Annotated in this window: 16 protein-coding genes; 11 read left to right on the plus strand and 5 right to left on the minus strand. The window is 37.9% G+C overall.

Annotated features, from left to right (window positions below):
* Window positions 1–2: 2 nt before the first annotated feature.
* Window positions 3–1,376: a pyridoxal-phosphate dependent enzyme gene (locus SanaruYs_RS13035; protein ID WP_127122997.1), complete on the minus strand. Its 1,374-nt coding sequence runs from the start codon at window positions 1,374–1,376 to the stop codon at window positions 3–5.
* Window positions 1,377–1,527: 151 nt separating this feature from the next.
* Window positions 1,528–2,493 carry a ligand-gated ion channel gene (locus tag SanaruYs_RS13040; protein WP_127122998.1) on the minus strand — a complete coding sequence of 322 codons (966 nt, stop codon included), beginning with the start codon at window positions 2,491–2,493 and terminating at the stop codon, window positions 1,528–1,530.
* Between the two features lie 65 nt (window positions 2,494–2,558).
* On the opposite strand from SanaruYs_RS13040, the gene SanaruYs_RS13045 reads away from it, so the two are divergent.
* The 5 genes from SanaruYs_RS13045 (at window position 2,559) to SanaruYs_RS13065 (ending at window position 6,304) form a co-directional block, all read left to right on the plus strand.
* Window positions 2,559–2,996, plus strand: a complete 438-nt coding sequence (locus SanaruYs_RS13045) for a cytochrome B (RefSeq protein WP_127122999.1) — start codon at window positions 2,559–2,561, stop codon at window positions 2,994–2,996.
* Window positions 2,997–3,091: 95 nt separating this feature from the next.
* On the plus strand, window positions 3,092–4,846 hold the full coding sequence (locus SanaruYs_RS13050) for an OmpA family protein (protein ID WP_127123000.1): 1,755 nt from the start codon (window positions 3,092–3,094) through the stop codon (window positions 4,844–4,846).
* A 7-nt stretch (window positions 4,847–4,853) separates the two neighbouring features.
* Entirely contained in the window at window positions 4,854–5,252 is a 399-nt protein-coding gene (gene arfB / locus SanaruYs_RS13055; RefSeq protein WP_127123001.1) for an alternative ribosome rescue aminoacyl-tRNA hydrolase ArfB, read from the plus strand.
* Window positions 5,249–5,455 (plus strand): hypothetical protein, encoded by a 207-nt coding sequence (locus SanaruYs_RS13060; protein ID WP_127123002.1) that lies wholly within the window; start codon window positions 5,249–5,251, stop codon window positions 5,453–5,455. Before arfB ends, SanaruYs_RS13060 begins: the two co-directional genes overlap by 4 nt.
* A 72-nt stretch (window positions 5,456–5,527) precedes the next feature.
* The gene (locus tag SanaruYs_RS13065; RefSeq protein ID WP_127123003.1) at window positions 5,528–6,304 is read left to right on the plus strand and encodes a hypothetical protein; all 777 of its coding nucleotides are present in this window, start codon (window positions 5,528–5,530) and stop codon (window positions 6,302–6,304) included.
* Window positions 6,305–6,320: 16 nt separating this feature from the next.
* On the opposite strand, the gene SanaruYs_RS13070 is transcribed toward SanaruYs_RS13065, so the two are convergent.
* Genes SanaruYs_RS13070 through SanaruYs_RS13080 form a run of 3 tightly spaced genes read right to left on the minus strand, consistent with a single transcriptional unit; the run spans window position 6,321 to window position 11,887 of the window.
* A complete protein-coding gene (locus tag SanaruYs_RS13070) occupies window positions 6,321–8,372 on the minus strand; it encodes a TonB-dependent receptor (protein WP_127123004.1) in 2,052 nt (683 codons plus the stop codon).
* Window positions 8,373–8,385: 13 nt separating this feature from the next.
* Entirely contained in the window at window positions 8,386–11,553 is a 3,168-nt protein-coding gene (locus SanaruYs_RS13075; protein WP_127123005.1) for an AsmA-like C-terminal region-containing protein, read from the minus strand.
* 34 nt (window positions 11,554–11,587) lie between these two features.
* Window positions 11,588–11,887: a hypothetical protein gene (locus tag SanaruYs_RS13080; protein WP_127123006.1), complete on the minus strand. Its 300-nt coding sequence runs from the start codon at window positions 11,885–11,887 to the stop codon at window positions 11,588–11,590.
* 40 nt (window positions 11,888–11,927) lie between these two features.
* On the opposite strand from SanaruYs_RS13080, the gene SanaruYs_RS13085 reads away from it, so the two are divergent.
* From SanaruYs_RS13085 to SanaruYs_RS13110, 6 genes are all read left to right on the plus strand, one after another.
* Complete coding sequence (locus SanaruYs_RS13085; RefSeq protein WP_127123007.1) at window positions 11,928–12,440, plus strand: GFO_1088 family ECF-type sigma factor; 513 nt, start codon at window positions 11,928–11,930, stop codon at window positions 12,438–12,440.
* Window positions 12,430–12,936: a PG0215 family putative anti-sigma factor gene (locus tag SanaruYs_RS13090; RefSeq protein WP_127123008.1), complete on the plus strand. Its 507-nt coding sequence runs from the start codon at window positions 12,430–12,432 to the stop codon at window positions 12,934–12,936. Before SanaruYs_RS13085 ends, SanaruYs_RS13090 begins: the two co-directional genes overlap by 11 nt.
* Window positions 12,937–12,981: 45 nt before the next feature.
* The gene (locus tag SanaruYs_RS13095; RefSeq protein WP_127123009.1) at window positions 12,982–13,509 is read left to right on the plus strand and encodes a DUF4252 domain-containing protein; all 528 of its coding nucleotides are present in this window, start codon (window positions 12,982–12,984) and stop codon (window positions 13,507–13,509) included.
* 107 nt (window positions 13,510–13,616) lie between these two features.
* A complete protein-coding gene (locus SanaruYs_RS13100; RefSeq protein ID WP_127123010.1) occupies window positions 13,617–14,093 on the plus strand; it encodes a DUF4252 domain-containing protein in 477 nt (158 codons plus the stop codon).
* 40 nt (window positions 14,094–14,133) lie between these two features.
* Complete coding sequence (locus tag SanaruYs_RS13105; protein ID WP_127123011.1) at window positions 14,134–14,673, plus strand: DUF4252 domain-containing protein; 540 nt, start codon at window positions 14,134–14,136, stop codon at window positions 14,671–14,673.
* A gap of 27 nt (window positions 14,674–14,700) precedes the next feature.
* Window positions 14,701–15,600 carry an ABC transporter ATP-binding protein gene (locus SanaruYs_RS13110; RefSeq protein ID WP_127123012.1) on the plus strand — a complete coding sequence of 300 codons (900 nt, stop codon included), beginning with the start codon at window positions 14,701–14,703 and terminating at the stop codon, window positions 15,598–15,600.
* Window positions 15,601–15,646 lie beyond the last annotated feature (46 nt).

Below are 15,646 nucleotides of genomic sequence, written 5' to 3' on the forward strand. Positions count from 1 at the left end.
TATTATTGCGCTATAGCTTTAAGCACATCATGTTGTGTAATGATGTGTACGTTTTGTTGTTCATCTCTCACCAACACTGCTTTTGTTTCTTTGTTAAGGAGTGAGGATAATACATCCAGCGTACTGTCTGGAGCAACAAACTGCATAGTCTTCTCTAATACTTCGCCAACATTTTTTTGTTGTAGGTTAGCATCACTGATTATTTTTTCAAGCAATGAAGCTGAGCTCACACTTCCTACGAAGTTCCCGTTTTCAGTAACTGGAATCTGATCTATACCTTCTTTACTCATGAGAAGAATAGCCTCACTTACTTTGGTCGTTTTACTTACTGTGTGTAAACTATTCTTTCCATTACGCGATTGAATAATGTCGCGTGCGGTACCGAAACTTCGTGAATCAAGAAATCCATGATCACGCATCCACTGATCGTTATAAACTTTTGCTAAATAACGAGTGCCGTGATCAGGAAGCAACAATACATAAATGTCGCCTTTCTTCATGTTGTCTTTGGCATATTCAAGGGCACCATGCATTACTGATCCGCATGACCATCCAACAAATAAACCTTCTTCTTTAGCAAGTCTGCGTGTCATTATTGCGCCATCTTTATCAGTAACCTTAACAAAGGTGTCGATCAAATCGAAGTTTACGTTTTTGGGTAGAATATCTTCACCAAAGCCTTCAGTCAGGTAAGGATAAATTTCATTTTCATCGAAGATGCCGGTCTCTTTGTATTTTTTAAATACTGACCCATAAGTATCTATACCAACAGATATGATGTTCTTGTTTTTCTCTTTAAGATACTTTGCTGTTCCACACATTGATCCACCAGTGCCTACCGTTGCAATGTAGTGTGTAATTGTGCCGTCAGTCTGATCCCAGATTTCAGGACCTGTGCTTTCGTAATGCGCTTGTGCGTTAGACGGATTATCGTACTGGTTCGGGTAAATAGAATTTGGAATTTCTTTATTGAGCTTGCGTGCTACAGAATAGTATGAACGTGGATCGTCAGGTTCAACATTGGTAGGGCATACGATTACCTCTGCACCGACAGCACGAAGGATATTAATTTTTTCCTGCGATTGTTTATCGGCCATTGTAAAGATGCACTTGTAACCTTTAGCAACAGCGGCTAAGGCTAGTCCCATACCTGTATTTCCGGAAGTGCCCTCAATAATGGTACCTCCTGGCTTTAAAATGCCTGCTTTTTCGGCATCTTCAACCATTTTTAAGGCCATGCGGTCTTTCGTTGAATTGCCAGGGTTAAAATATTCTACTTTAGCCAGGAAAGTACCAGGCAAGCCCTTTCCAAGCTTATTTAACCTTACAATGGGCGTATTACCAATGGTTTCAACAATAGAATTATAGATTTTCATGCTTTAATAATTGTTTTTGAGTGGTCAATTGAAAGGGCAACCTCATTTTAAAAGTTTGAGTAAACTCTGTTAATTGCCATTTCACATTATCGATAAAGCCTGCAATTTAGGTATTTTCATCCGGATGGATGTTAGGTTAATTCCGTGAGATTTACAGGATTGCCATGCCCACTAGCAATAAATTGGCAGCTATGTAAAAAACAATTACCAAGCGAGAACCTATACGATTAGCTGTGGTGCTCTTATCAAATTGGCCGTTATCAAAATATTTTAAGGTGATAGCCGAAACGGATAGCGTTGCCAGTATGCCTAAAAATGTAATCGTATGAAGGGTATCTACCAAGGTGAAATGGGTAGACTCAGGTAATAATGAATCGATAATGTATTTATTGCCAACAGCAGCAAATAGACCACCAACCGGCAAGCCAAATCGTGGCTCTAATTCAGAAGGCCTCAGTGTAAAGGATATAATTGAAATTAAAAATGCGATATACATGCCAATGAAAATCTTCGCAAATAAGCCCCAGGCATCTCTTTCAATATCCATACTTATATTAAATGATGCATATTCTGAATGAAGTGCATCATTCCCAGGATCGCCAAAAACAGTAGTGTATTCGTTGATAGAAGTATTAACTTCGAAGTTGCTGATATTCCAGCCATCAATGGTCAGTTCTCGATCATAAGCACTACCATCTTTATCTAATGCGTATACCAGCGACTGGTTATCAAAAACTGTATTTTCAATCCGCACAACTAAATGCTGTTTGTCAAATGGAAAGTCATCTACATTCCAGTTTTGCTTCATAGTACACTTCATTTTCATGAGTTGCCATGTTCTACCATCAACTAAATCCATTAAAGGTTCTGGTGTTTCAATGTTTTTTGCGTTAGGTATATCTATCTGCGTTGCAAAATCAAAAGACGGATTGTCATACAGCATCCATAGCCAAAAACGAATAGTATATTCTTTATCCCTGAAGTTAATGTCGTGTATGTTGATAATGTAAGCACCAGCAACTACGGTATCTGGTGTTGTTAAAGTATTGTCTTCTTCTTGTGCAAATGCTGGGGTGCAACAGCTAATCAGCAAAAAAAACAGAGAAATGGGTTTCATAGTAGCTAAGATTTTTCGGAAGTATGGAAAAGCTATGTTAATTTCGGTTTTTAAATCCATATTATATGTATACAGGGCTTTTTCACGGTCATTCAGGTCTTCGATATTTGGTATTAGTGCTATTGTTGGTGGTTATTGTGCGGTCTTTAGCAGGCTTTTTACGCAATAAACCTTTTAGCCAATTAGATAATGCCTTAAGCCTGGGGCTATTAATTACCACTCACATACAATTTTTGCTGGGCCTGGTACTTTATTTTATGAGTCCTAATGTTCAATTTAATGGTAACACTATGAAAGATGGTGCTCTACGCTATTGGGCAGTTGAACACCTAGTAGGAATGTTAATTGCTGTAGTGTTAATCACCATAGCAAGGTCTACTGCTAAAAGAATGTCTGAAAGTTTAGCTAAGCATAAACGTCTTGCAATTTTCAATAGTATAGCATTGTTAATAATCATCGCAACCATTATGCAAAGTGGAAGAACAGTGTTCTTCTTTTTTTAATTAGAATAAAATCGTTTATAACGGTTACCTATAATAAGTTTTTTGGTATCGCTACCAATACCTATTGATTGTTGTTTTACCCCAACTGAACTAACATGAGAACTTTTATCGTCACGCTACTTCTGTTCATAAGTATTACCAGCTTCTCACAGCAATTTTCTTCACGTTATGAGCTTGTAAAATTAGGTAAGGAAGTAAATACTCATTACCATGAAGCCGCCCCATTACTTTCACAAGATGGCAACAAGCTTTACTTTTTTGTGCATAACCATCCGGACAATAATTTCGGTAAAGAAGGTAGCGATGATATCTGGTTCAGTACCCTTGATGAAAAAGGAGAATGGGGACCCGCACAACATGCCGGATCACCTTTTAATTCGCACCGCAGCAATCAGGTATTTACAGCTTTGCCTGACGGTTCACTTTTTATAAAGGGAGGTCGCAGAAAGGACACAAAAGGATTTTCTATGGTTACTGCCGGAGGTTCTTTGACTGAAATAGAAATTCCTGGTTTTGAAGAAATGAACAGAGGGCGTTTTTATGGTGCCTCTATTTCTTCGGATTTAAAGCATATTATATTATCCTTTAGTGAAACACCAACGAGTGCGCGTAGTAATCTTTATGTAAGCAATCAACAAACTGATGGTAAATGGACGAAACCAGTTAAGTTAAATATTTCTTACAGAGATGATGACTGCGGACCTTTTATTGGTGCAGATGATGAGATATTATATTTTGCAAGCGATCGAAGTGCTCCAGGCAAAAAAGGCAAACTAGATATTTACCGCACTAAGCGCTTGGACAATACGTGGAAAAAATGGTCGCAGCCTGAAAACCTTGGGCCATCTATTAATACTGCCGCAGAAGAGTTGTACTTCTGCATGGACAAACAAGGAAATGTATTCACCAGTCGTGCAAATTCTACTATTGATGGTGGTAACCTCGATATTTTTAAACTAGTACCACGCGATGTATATGTTATTTTGAATGGAACTGTCTACAATAAAAAAACCAATGAACCCATTTTAGCCATAGTAGATGTAAAAGCTGGTGATAAGCCCCAAAAAATTAGCACGAAAGTAGATGGCCAATACGAATTGCGCATGCCAGAAATTGCCAACTATAGTTTATCGACCACTGCAGCTAATTTCTTACCAGACCAACAAAACTTTACACTCCCTGCCTTGGGTAATGACACCACCATTACCGTTGATATTTACCTGACACCTATTGCCAAAAAGCTTATCATTACCGGAACAACTTATGATAAGAAGACAGAACAACCTATAAACGCTGTAGTTGAAATTCAACCCAGCGTAAAGAGAGGTAATGCAATGAGAACAAATGCTGTGTCAGGTAAATATGAAAAGGAACTTCCCGGCATTGGTATGTATTTGTTAACAGCAAAGGCAGAAGGTTATTTAAACGCTGTTGATAGTATTGAAGTTGAAAATGAAGAGAACTCACCTTTGTTTAAAGATTTATTCCTTGCACCAATTGAAGTAGGCCTCACCGTAAGGCTTAAGAATATCTATTTTGATTTTGATAAGACCACCCTTAAAAGTGAATCATTTACAGAACTTGACAAAGTTGTTGATTTCCTAAAGCAAAATAGTACTGTCGAAATTGAAATTTCGGGTCACACAGATAGCAAAGGCTCTGATGATTATAATCTCAATCTTTCGCAGGGTCGCTCACAATCAGTTGTTGATTATATTATCAGCAAGGGTATAGACAGCTACAGACTTACTGCACAAGGCTATGGTGAAACTAAACCGATAGATTCTAACGATACTGAAGACGGACGCGCTAACAACAGACGTGTTGAATTTACCGTTGTAAAGAAGTAAATAATTCATGCTTACCGCCAGATCATTATTGCCTGAAATTGAATTTACAACTTCCCGCAGTAGCGGTCCCGGTGGGCAAAATGTCAATAAGGTTAACAGTAGAGTAACCTTACGGCTCGATATAAAGCAATCTGAGCTACTTACCGATGAGCAAAGAGAGGTGCTACTCAATAAGTTGGTCGGTAAACTTACTACGGAGGGCGTTTTATTGATAAATGTTCAGGATAGTCGGTCACAATTAGAAAATAAAGAAGGTGCTATTAATCGGTTAGAGGCACTGATACGAAAAGCTTTTACAAAGCCTAAACCTCGAAAGAAAACCAAGCCATCTATGGCAGCAAAAGAAAAACGTGTGACTGACAAAAAACAGCGCAGTGAAAAGAAAAAATGGAGACAAAAACTATGAGCGATTTTATTGAACTGCCTGTACTACAAGATGAAGAAAGCAAAACGGAATTGATTAATAAAGCCTGTATAGGCCGTATTTACCCTGACCCGCAAAACACCAGACGAAGCATTGTAGAGCTTAATTATCAAAGTATTAACGATGCCCCTGTTCACCTGGAGGTAGAGTTGCCCTACGAAAACCTCAGAACACTCTTTCTTTAAGCAAATTTTAAACTATAGTTGGGTTAAAAGCTTGATTGCCAATATATTTGCGATAAGATTAACCTTTTCTCTATGAGACTTGCTCAGTTGGCACGTAAATTATCCTTAAAATCTACTGCCATTGTCGATTTTCTGGCCGCCCAAGGCGTTGCCATTGATGATAGCCCCAATGCAAAAGTTGACGAAGTACATGCACGCGCAGTCATATCTCATTTTGCCCCTGCATTATTAGACGTTGAAGAGACTATTCCCCATGAACCAGAAAATACCTTGGAGGCGCCTAAGGAGGAGACTATAGAAATACCTGAACCATCAGATGAATCAGAAGTAATGGAGGAGGTTGATGAAGTTGAGAATGAAGTAGCCTCATCTATAGAAACAGTTGAAGAACTTCCCGATGTGATTAGAGCGCCCAAGATTGAACTAAGCGGTTTAAAGGTTTTGGGTAAGATAGAATTGCCTGAAAAGAAAAAGAAAGAAGAGTCAGAAGTAATAAACGAATCTGGAGAAGTATTGATAGAAGAAAGCGTTACAGAGCCTCGTATAAAACCAAGAGAAAAGAAATTTACAGATAGGAAGAGAATAGAGCGACCAAGACGCAATACCTTATCGGAAGCAAGAGAGCGTGAGAGGCGTGAAGAAGAAGAGAAGAGAAAGGCAGAAGAGGAGAAGAGAAAAGAGTTAAGAAAACAGAAGTATTTACAAACTCGTCAGGCTAAAGCACCTTCGAGAGCAGAGAAGGTAAAAGTTGAAAAGGAAGTTAAGAAAGCGCCAGCCAAAAAGAAGAAAGAGGAATCTGTTTCTTTATTGACCAGGTTTATGCGTTGGCTTACGAGTAACCAAACGTAGTTTATAGTTGAATCTTTTACACTCTTCGTTTAAAGGAAGGCTTTACTTCAATCCCAATTGAAAAATTTCTACCAGATGCTGCGTTGTAATATCGCGCACCAATGGCGTTTAAATCATTTCCAAGACTATACTTTTCATTCAACAGGTTGTCGATGAAAAAAAATACTTCCACCGGTAATTTACCTAGATGTCTGTAACCCGCTTTTGCTGTGATCAACCAAAAGTAAGGTGAGTAAACAGTGTTGGCATCGTTAAGTGGAATATGGTCGTAATAGTTAGCGGTAGTGTTTATATAAAAATGCTGTTTTAAGTTTATGTCTAAACCGGTGCTCAAGGCATTGGGTGCAACACCTGTTATTTTATTGTCTGAGTAATCATTGCCATCTTGAACATAATTCTTAAAGAAATAATATTGTCCTGTATAACTTAAAAAATAATCAGCAGAGATTACCTTTTTCCACAGGTTGATTTTATTATAAGCAAAACTTAACTCAATACCTTGTTGACTGGTTCTTCCCGCATTAACAAAATACTCTGCACCATCATTATTTCTTTGAATAACGATAGCATCATTTAATTTAAAGTTATAGGCCACTAAATCGAATTTAGCTTTTTTGAATATTTGCCCACGTATACCAATTTCGGTGTTAAGTCCAATTTCTGCGTTAAGTGTATTGTTATATGCGCCTGTCGATGGTCTTACCTCTGCTAAAGAAGGTGGTGAGAAACCCTGGCTAATACTACCATGCAAGGAAAAACCATTTGATAACTTCTTTGCTAAACCAATTCTTGGAAAAAGTGAAGGGGAAAAATTCCTTGTTTGGTCTATGGATGGTGATGGGGATTTTCTGGTAAACTCATAGCGCAGCATATTCAGGCTTATACCAGTAGTGAGGAAAAAATTTTGTGGTAAATCGGTTTCACTTTGTAAAAAAATTAAACCGTTGGAAGAAGTCAATAAATCATCTTCTCGCAGGTTAGTGGCCGCACCAGCTGTATTATCATAAACCTGTAGTGGTGAGTTGAAGTATTGAAACTCACCACCAAAGCTGAGTTTGTTCCCCAGATTAAACAGATTGTGCTTGTACTGTACTTCAGCTCGGAAACCAATATTTTTTTCTATACGTTTTTCATAATTCCTGATTGTAGGATTTTCAAAATCTGTAAGTGAAGTAATGGCACCTACCTTCAATAACAGCGAAGAACTTAACTCAGCTTCGTAAACACTGGAGACAAGATGTGTTAAATTAGTTACGGCAGCTTGCTGTTCTACTGCACCCGGAAATACAGGTGTAGCAGGTCTTGCTTGTTTCGGATCTTCCTCAAATTGTGCTTTGGTTAAACCACCTGGTGTTTGATAATATAAATTCCCCACTAGGTATGAAGTGGTAATTTTTGCGTTTTCGCCTATTTGATACTCCCAATCTACACCTGCATTAAAGCGTTTCATTTTTGTGTGCTCCCTGTAACCATCTGCCTGCTGGTAAGCACTTCGTACGGCAACAGCAGACCGAGTTGATAACTGCAGTTTAGTACTAGCATTCATCCTCAGTAAGCCATAACTGCCACCACTCATTGAAATGCGTGTAGCCTCTTGGTTGTCTACAGGACTGTTCATAAGCACAACACCTCCTGTACCTGCGCCATAAAGACTGGCACCAGGGCCTTTAATGATTTCCATGGAAGTAATGGCATCAAAATCCAGTAAGTTTAAATAGGTGTTGCCACCACCATCGGTAAAGGGAAGTCCATCTCTGTAAAATTTAATATTACGTATACCAAACGGAGAGCGTAATAAACTGCCTCTGATAGAGAATCGATAACTTCCAGGAGAGCGTTCCTCCATGCGAACGCCTGCAATGGTATTTACGGCAGGCACTAAACTATTACCTGCAAAACGTGTGAGGTTCTTTGATGCTAACAACGAAATGGATCCGGCAACTTCTGAAATGGGTCTGTTACTTTTGAAGGCAGTTATCGTAAATTCCTGCAAGTACCGAACTGAATCTTGAGCTTGCACCAAGGTAATAGAAACAAAAAGCAGAAGAACACTACCGAGGTGAAGCATAAAGTTTTACATCTTAGTTGTATTGGTTCTTATCCTTACCTAAAGATATTTTATAGTTATCAGGGGTGCCTGTAATTTTCAGGTTGATAAAACGTACTTTTTTAGAATCGTCTTTGTATTGGATTTCGTCATCACCTTCTGATTTCTCGCCACTTCCAAATAATTTTTTAGAACCAACTTGTGTTACCAGTTTCCAGGGTATGCGCAAGTAATACTCCATGTTCATGTTCATGTCCTGCTTACCCGATATCTCAATAAAACCTAGCGTGGAGTTGATGGTCATATTTGGAATAGAAAGTATACCATTGGTCATGTCCAGTTTGTTGTGCAGCGTATCAAACAACACACGCGAAAGGTTTTTATCCTTAAAATAATCTGACACAGCATCCAGCGCAGCATAATGTTCTAACCTTCCTTGGGTTACATCTACATCAATATGAATTTCTGAATCATCAAGTATTGGAACCATATCAGCATGCATATGAATTTTGCCGCTCAAAGTGCCACTAAGTTTACCATGTAAATTCTCTGACACTAAATGGTCTTGTCCGAAGTTTTCAAACTTAAATAAGAGCTTATCCAAATCTACCTTATGTAGTTTCATTACCGGACTAAAGTAAATTTTGTTTTTATCAGAACCATTAAAGTATCCGTGTAGATTTATTTTTCCACCAGCAGCCATTAGCGACATGGTGTCAACATAGATGTAATGGTTTTTATTTGTTCTGGCTTTCAAAAAGAAATCATCCAGTAAATACCTATGATAATTAAGGTGTTTAATGTCTGCATCAAAAGTCATATCAGTAAAGGGCAGGTCATAAATATTAAAAACTGCCTCATGATCTTCCGGCTTGGTTTGAGCATTGGCCGGAGGTGGAGTGTAGTTGAACAACTCATCGAAATCTAAACGGGGTGCAGTAATACTAAAATGATTGTCACGTTTCTTGATAGCTTCATCATTACCTAAATAATAATGGAGGTTAACATTAAACTGACTTTTCCCCAGCTTACCACTAAAATTTTCAACAAGTAGGTGCTCATTCTCGTAATGAAAACGACCCTTAAATTTTTCAAAACGTAGGGGATGTACTTTCATCTGTGCTTCCAAATTATCAATGAATACATCTGAGGATTTCAAACCTTTATTGAAGTGTAGGTCTGCGAAACCATGTACTTTTAAGTTTTTAAATTCTTCATGCCGGTAGTCTTCTGGCACATAGTTTTCGCCCCCATAAGTAAATAAATCTTCCAATTGAAGAAGGGCAGAGGTAAGATTGAACTCTACTTTAGTATCACCCAACGGGTTTTCATTAAACCATAAATCATAATTTTTTAGTTTACCGGTAAAATGAAAATCGCTTTTGTCGATCATACCATTAAAATCAACAATCCGAAAGTCTTGATTGTCTATGAAAACATCCGCGTGAAAATCGTGAAGCTTATGGGGATAGTGCGTGAGTTGTGCGTAAAGATCTTCAATAAAGAATTCACCAATGGGCAAGTTTGGTGATTCTGTAAATGCTTTTGCTGTACTATTGAATTTAAGTTTCAAACTTAAATCTTTAATGGCTTCATCAACAGGTTTAGAGTTAGCAGTATCATAAGCAGTTAGTTGTTTAATATTTAGCAAATTTGATTTAATGTTTAAAATAGCGCTTACCGGATTGTTAGTGTGGTGAAGAATTGCAGGTAAATCGCTGATCTTTGCCTGAATACTAACATCAGAGTTTCCAACCTTCAGACTAAAGTTTTCTATTTCGGCTTCGTGGCCATCCATTTTTGCTTTGATATCTATATCATGAATGGGTAGGTGATATTTACTGGTGGTAAAGCTCAGGTTTTCAACTTCTAATTCTGTAAAATAAGATTCATTTAACTTCTCTATACTTTTCTCCGGATTTGATAAATCAATAATGTCATGAAAATTCATGGTTAGTGCCACACGACCTTTTAGGTCTTGCAGGTCAGTGATATTTAAAAATTTTGATAAGAAATCAAGATCGAAATCTGATTTGAGCTGCATATCAATCTCAGGTGATTCGAAATTTTTCACCATTAAATTACCACTGAAAACACCTGCTTCTGGTTTAGCCCTGAAGTCTACTAACGAAAATTCCATTGTAGATGCGTTTCTGTTTGCGCCCGTGGTGAAATGTCCTTTAAAGAAAAGATCATCAAGTCGCTTTTTAGAAATTTTGTTATCAAAAAAGGCATCTTCACAACCAAAGTCTGCGACAACCAATGGATTGTGTCCATTGATGGATTTGCCTTTAATACTGGCTTCAAAAAATATTTTACCGGCATTGTCATAGCGCTGAAGTGCTGGTGCCAATTCTTCAGGCGCAAATGCCATGAATAGATCGAAGTTTGGTTTGTTGCCATGAAAATTGATATCAAGATTCATATCATCATCGAAATCGATGCTGCCATCCATTTTGAATAGTGCGTTTTCCAATTTAACCTCCGATGGCTGTATAACTAGCTTTTGCTCTAAACTGAGAAAATCAAATTTTGTTTGTATATCAAAGTGTTTGTGCTTGACGAAAGTTGTATCACCTTCCATTATTACATTCAGCACAAAACGGCTATCCAGTGAAATAAAAATATGATCTTGAGTCGTTTTAAAAGTTGATGTAGCATCATCAATGAAAGTTTCAAGAATCAGGTTATTGGCTTCATTTACTTTTAGTAAATCTACATTGACCAACTCAATTTTTTTAAGGTGCATGTGAAACTCCTCAGCAGGATCTTCTATTTCTTTTTTTGCTGATAATGCATTACCGATATTAAAACTTCCATCTGTATGTTGCACCAACTCAATAAAGCCATCTCTTAGTTTAATAGATTTAATATCCACTGAGCCCCCAAGCATGGCCCAGAGATCAAAGCCGACATACACATCTCTTAGTTTAAGAATGGGCAGTTCTTTTTTATCTTTTGATTCGTATACGCTAACGTTATCAAGGTCGATAGAGATATAAGGGAAGTTGGCAAAAGGAGAAATATGACTGTCTTCTATGCTTAGTTCACCAACAAAATCTTCGTTAGCTGTAGTAACCAATTCCTGCACAATAGCATCTTGTTTCCAGAAAAGAATGGCTACCACTATCCCGAATACAAGTAGGGGGAGGGTTATAAGACCAATTATTAGCTTAATCCAAAATTTTTTACGGCTCTTCATTTTTGAGTAATTCGGATATTACACAAGGCATAATTCAAATCTTCAGTCCATCATGCTGGTCTTCCATCATGATTTCGTGTACCCTCGCTTTATCAGCCTCAAAGATAAACAGCCCCACTTCCATTCCCTTCATAAAAGGTAATGGATAGAGTGAGGAAGTTGTCTCATTTGTTAAAAAACAGGGTATTCCGTAAGCATCTAATTTAGTTTTGGCCAAATTGGCGTCAATTACTGAGTCGTATTTATTAAAAAGGATGATTTTGTCGTTGTCTTCCATAACACTAAAGGCAAAAGATACAATGGACTGTAAATATTTTAAAATCTTTTGTAACATCGTGTACCAGCCACCGTCTTGTACTTGAATTCAATAAAGAATGAATTTCGAATCTTTTCAAAATCGCGTATTACCTGCAAAAAACAAGCTTTTCCGCTTCGCCTTACGTTTAGTAGGCAGCGAGGAGGAAGCCAAAGATGTGGTGCAGGAAGTAATGATCCGGGTTTGGAACGGCCGAGAGCAAATGGCAGAAATTCAGAACATGGAAGCTTGGTGCATGCGCATCACCAAAAACCTGTCTCTGGATCGCATTCGTGCAAACAGCCGAAGACAAACTCAACCGATTGATGGAAGTTTTGATGTTCGAAACGAAGCGTTAACGCCTCATGAATCAACTGAACTACATGAGAGTATGCAGCGAATAAACCGACTAATGGCCGCATTGCCCGATAAGCAACGGCAAGTGATGCACCTCCGCGATGTGGAGGGCTACAGCTACAATGAGATTTGCGATATTTTGGATATCGATATGAACCAGGTTAAAGTAAACCTGTTCAGAGCCCGAAATGCCGTACGTGAAAAACTGACTAAAGCAAATGCCTATGGACTCTAAGAAAATAGAACAGCTGCTGGAAAAGTACTGGGAGTGCGAAACAACGTTGGATGAGGAGAAAGCTTTGCGCGAGTTTTTTAATCAGGCCGAAGTGCCCTTACACCTTAAGGAATCAGCTTCTTTGTTTCGCTACTTTGAGCAACAACGCCAACAGGTGATTACAGATGTGGCTTTTGAGGGACGCTTGAAGAAAGCGATTGAACCCCAAAAAGGAAAAATGAGAAGCCTTGTGTACAGCAGTTTGAGAATTGCTGCTGGTATAAGTGTAGTATTGGCCTCCTTCTGGTTGGTGCGTACTCAAATACGCGAAGATCAACCGCAGGAGATAACCGATACCTACGATGACCCTCAAAAGGCTTTTGAAGAAACTAAAAGAGCATTACAAATGATCTCGAAAAATTTCAGCAAAGGACAAAAGGCCACTGCTAAATTAAACCTGATCAATGAAGCAAAGGATAAGATACAAACAAAAGACAATGATAAAGCGGATAGTTAATATCTGATTTCTCAAAAATAATTAAGAACTTAAAAAAAGAAAGATATGAAAAAGTTGATGTTAGCACTTGTGATGATGGCCGGATACGGTATTACTTTTGGTCAGACTGATGCCATCTCAAAGTTTTTTGCCAAGTACCAAAACGATGAAAGTTTCAGCAATGTAACAGTAAGCAGTAAAATGTTTAGCCTGTTTACTAATATGGATGTTGAAACCGCAGAAGATAAAGAAGTGGTAGAAGCCATTAGTAAAATAAAAGGTTTGAGAATTCTTGCTAAAGAAGATGCCAGAAATGCACGTGATTTGTACAAAGAAGCATTTACGTTAATTCCAATGAAGGATTATGAAGAACTGATGACTGTGCGTGATAAAGACCAGGACATGAAGTTTTTGATTAAAGATGACGGCAAAGGAAAAATCTCTGAATTAATTATGATCATGGGTGGTACAACTGATTTTATGATCATGACTTTGTACGGAGAAATTGATTTGAAACAAGTGAGCCGCATTGGTAAGCGTATGGAAATCGATGGTTTGGATAAACTAGAGAACTTGGATAAGAAAAAGAACTAAAAATTATCCACCTTATTTAAATATGGTCTGTCAAAAGCAGACCATATTTTTTATCAACTTCTTTTGACTTCATTTTCTTTATCAGACACAATTTTAAAGGTATCTTCATGAAAACATTTATAGTATCCATGCTCGTACTGCTGACAGTTTCAGCAGCCAACAGCCAGCATAATAGTATCCGGGTTTTAAAAGATCGCTTTCGTGGAGAAGCGGATGTACATAGTTTTAAAGTGGAAGGTTTTATGGCAAGGTTAGCCTTAAAAATGATTGATGACCATGAATTTAAAGAGGCTATTTCTGGCGTAAGAAGCATAGAGTTCATTACTATTCCCAAGGAAGCTTTTGCTCAGCAGCGTGTGTCTGTTAGTGGTTATAAGAAGTTTTTAGAAGAGAATAATTTCGAGACATTAATGGAGGTTAAGGACAATGGAGAAGTTGTATCTTTCATGCTGGCTCCTGGTAAAAATCGTGACTATTACGTTGTCATTGTCGATGGAGCCCATGAAGTAGTTGTTTTCGAGTTGAAAGGATATATTGATCCAGCTTTGATTACCAGCGGAAAAATAACTTCAGCGAGTTTGTAATGTTTTGAAGAAAGAGTACACTTATCTATAAATAACGAATATGAAAGCAGCTGGCATTTTTCTTACCCTGATATTTTGTAGCATCATCGTATCAGCGCAAAGCAAAACTACTCAAGCCTTGCATGATGCTAATAAAGATGCACTTGCCTTGTTCTTTTACAAGAATACATTGAAGATGCTAAACCAGCAGGAGAGTAAGGAGTTTGATGACTTGATTAAAGATATTGAGAAGATGAAATTTCTCATTGTAAGTAAAGATGAATCAAATTTTACTATCAATAAGTTTAAGTCACTTGTAGCTGATTATAAAGGTGAGGGCTATGAAGAGATTATGACAAGTAGGATGGATGGAAGAAACTTCGATATCTATTTGAAAGAGAAGGGTGGTAAAGTAGCAGGGACAGTAGTGCTGGTAAATGATGAAAAGGATCTTTATGTATTGGATATTTTAGGAAGTGTACCAGTTAATAAAGTGCCACAGTTCTTTCAAACAATAGATCAGAGTTCTGATATCGGTAAAATGATTAAAGAGTTTGCCGGTGATAAAAACAAGAAAGAAGAGAAAAGTGAAGACAATTAGTCGAAACTGTTAAATCAACCATTCCCTATGCAAACAGTTCTTTCAGTTCGCGGTCTTACTAAAAATTTTGGTAGACTTTGCGCAGTAAATCAATTAAACCTTGAAGTAAAAGCAGGCCAGGTATTCGGTATGCTTGGCCCTAATGGCAGTGGCAAAACCACAACACTGGGCATGCTAATGGGTGTAACTAATCCTTCCGCTGGCGAATTTAGCTGGTTTGGTGAGGCACCTTCGCATACCATTAGAAAACGAATAGGTGCTGTGTTAGAACATCCTATTTTCTACCCATACCTTAGCGGCCAAAAAAACCTTGAGCTTAACGCCACTATTAAGCAGGCTGATCCAGCTAACATAGCAAAGGTGCTTGAGCTGGTTGAGTTGACTGCCCGTAAAGATCATAAGTATAGAACATATTCACTTGGCATGAAACAACGTCTTGCCATTGCATCTGCATTGGTCAACGATCCTGAAATCCTGATTTTAGATGAACCAACAAATGGTTTAGATCCTATGGGTATTGCAGAGATCAGACAAATTATTAAACGAATTGCAGCCGATGGTAAAACCATCATCTTAGCAAGTCATTTGTTGGATGAGGTACAAAAAGTATGTACGCATTATGCAGTCTTGCGCAAAGGACAGTTAGTACACAGCGGACCGGTAGATGATGTCGGTAAGGGAGAGGAACTGGTAGAGGTAAATGCTTACCACGATGATCTTGGATTGATTTTGCAAAGGTTTGAAGGTGCAAAATCTGTGAAGAAGGATGGTGCAAATTATTCAGTACAAATGAATGAAGGTTTCCATAGCCACGACTTGAATAAGTTTTTATTCAGTAATGGTATAGTAGTTTCTTATTTGGCTACTCAGAAGAAAAGTCTGGAAAAACAATTTCTGGAGATACTTTCTGAAAATAAACCGGCTTAAGATTCAATTATAACTATAAAAATTATTTGATATATTTTAAAGTTTG

Source organism: Chryseotalea sanaruensis (genome assembly GCF_003990915.1).
GTDB classification, from domain to species: domain Bacteria; phylum Bacteroidota; class Bacteroidia; order Cytophagales; family Cyclobacteriaceae; genus Chryseotalea; species Chryseotalea sanaruensis.

Excerpts from the sequence above, each read along its gene's own strand:
- arfB (WP_127123001.1), top strand. The coding sequence starts at position 4,854 with ATGCTTACCGCCAGATCATTATTGCCTGAAATTGAATTTACAACTTCC.
- SanaruYs_RS13070 (WP_127123004.1), bottom strand. The coding sequence starts at position 8,372 with ATGCTTCACCTCGGTAGTGTTCTTCTGCTTTTTGTTTCTATTACCTTG.
- SanaruYs_RS13045 (WP_127122999.1), top strand. The coding sequence starts at position 2,559 with ATGTATACAGGGCTTTTTCACGGTCATTCAGGTCTTCGATATTTGGTA.
- SanaruYs_RS13085 (WP_127123007.1), top strand. The coding sequence starts at position 11,928 with ATGAATTTCGAATCTTTTCAAAATCGCGTATTACCTGCAAAAAACAAG.
- SanaruYs_RS13035 (WP_127122997.1), bottom strand. The coding sequence starts at position 1,376 with ATGAAAATCTATAATTCTATTGTTGAAACCATTGGTAATACGCCCATT.
- SanaruYs_RS13090 (WP_127123008.1), top strand. The coding sequence starts at position 12,430 with ATGGACTCTAAGAAAATAGAACAGCTGCTGGAAAAGTACTGGGAGTGC.
- SanaruYs_RS13100 (WP_127123010.1), top strand. The coding sequence starts at position 13,617 with ATGAAAACATTTATAGTATCCATGCTCGTACTGCTGACAGTTTCAGCA.
- SanaruYs_RS13105 (WP_127123011.1), top strand. The coding sequence starts at position 14,134 with ATGAAAGCAGCTGGCATTTTTCTTACCCTGATATTTTGTAGCATCATC.
- SanaruYs_RS13080 (WP_127123006.1), bottom strand. The coding sequence starts at position 11,887 with ATGTTACAAAAGATTTTAAAATATTTACAGTCCATTGTATCTTTTGCC.
- SanaruYs_RS13110 (WP_127123012.1), top strand. The coding sequence starts at position 14,701 with ATGCAAACAGTTCTTTCAGTTCGCGGTCTTACTAAAAATTTTGGTAGA.
- SanaruYs_RS13060 (WP_127123002.1), top strand. The coding sequence starts at position 5,249 with ATGAGCGATTTTATTGAACTGCCTGTACTACAAGATGAAGAAAGCAAA.
- SanaruYs_RS13065 (WP_127123003.1), top strand. The coding sequence starts at position 5,528 with ATGAGACTTGCTCAGTTGGCACGTAAATTATCCTTAAAATCTACTGCC.
- SanaruYs_RS13050 (WP_127123000.1), top strand. The coding sequence starts at position 3,092 with ATGAGAACTTTTATCGTCACGCTACTTCTGTTCATAAGTATTACCAGC.
- SanaruYs_RS13075 (WP_127123005.1), bottom strand. The coding sequence starts at position 11,553 with ATGAAGAGCCGTAAAAAATTTTGGATTAAGCTAATAATTGGTCTTATA.
- SanaruYs_RS13040 (WP_127122998.1), bottom strand. The coding sequence starts at position 2,493 with ATGAAACCCATTTCTCTGTTTTTTTTGCTGATTAGCTGTTGCACCCCA.
- SanaruYs_RS13095 (WP_127123009.1), top strand. The coding sequence starts at position 12,982 with ATGAAAAAGTTGATGTTAGCACTTGTGATGATGGCCGGATACGGTATT.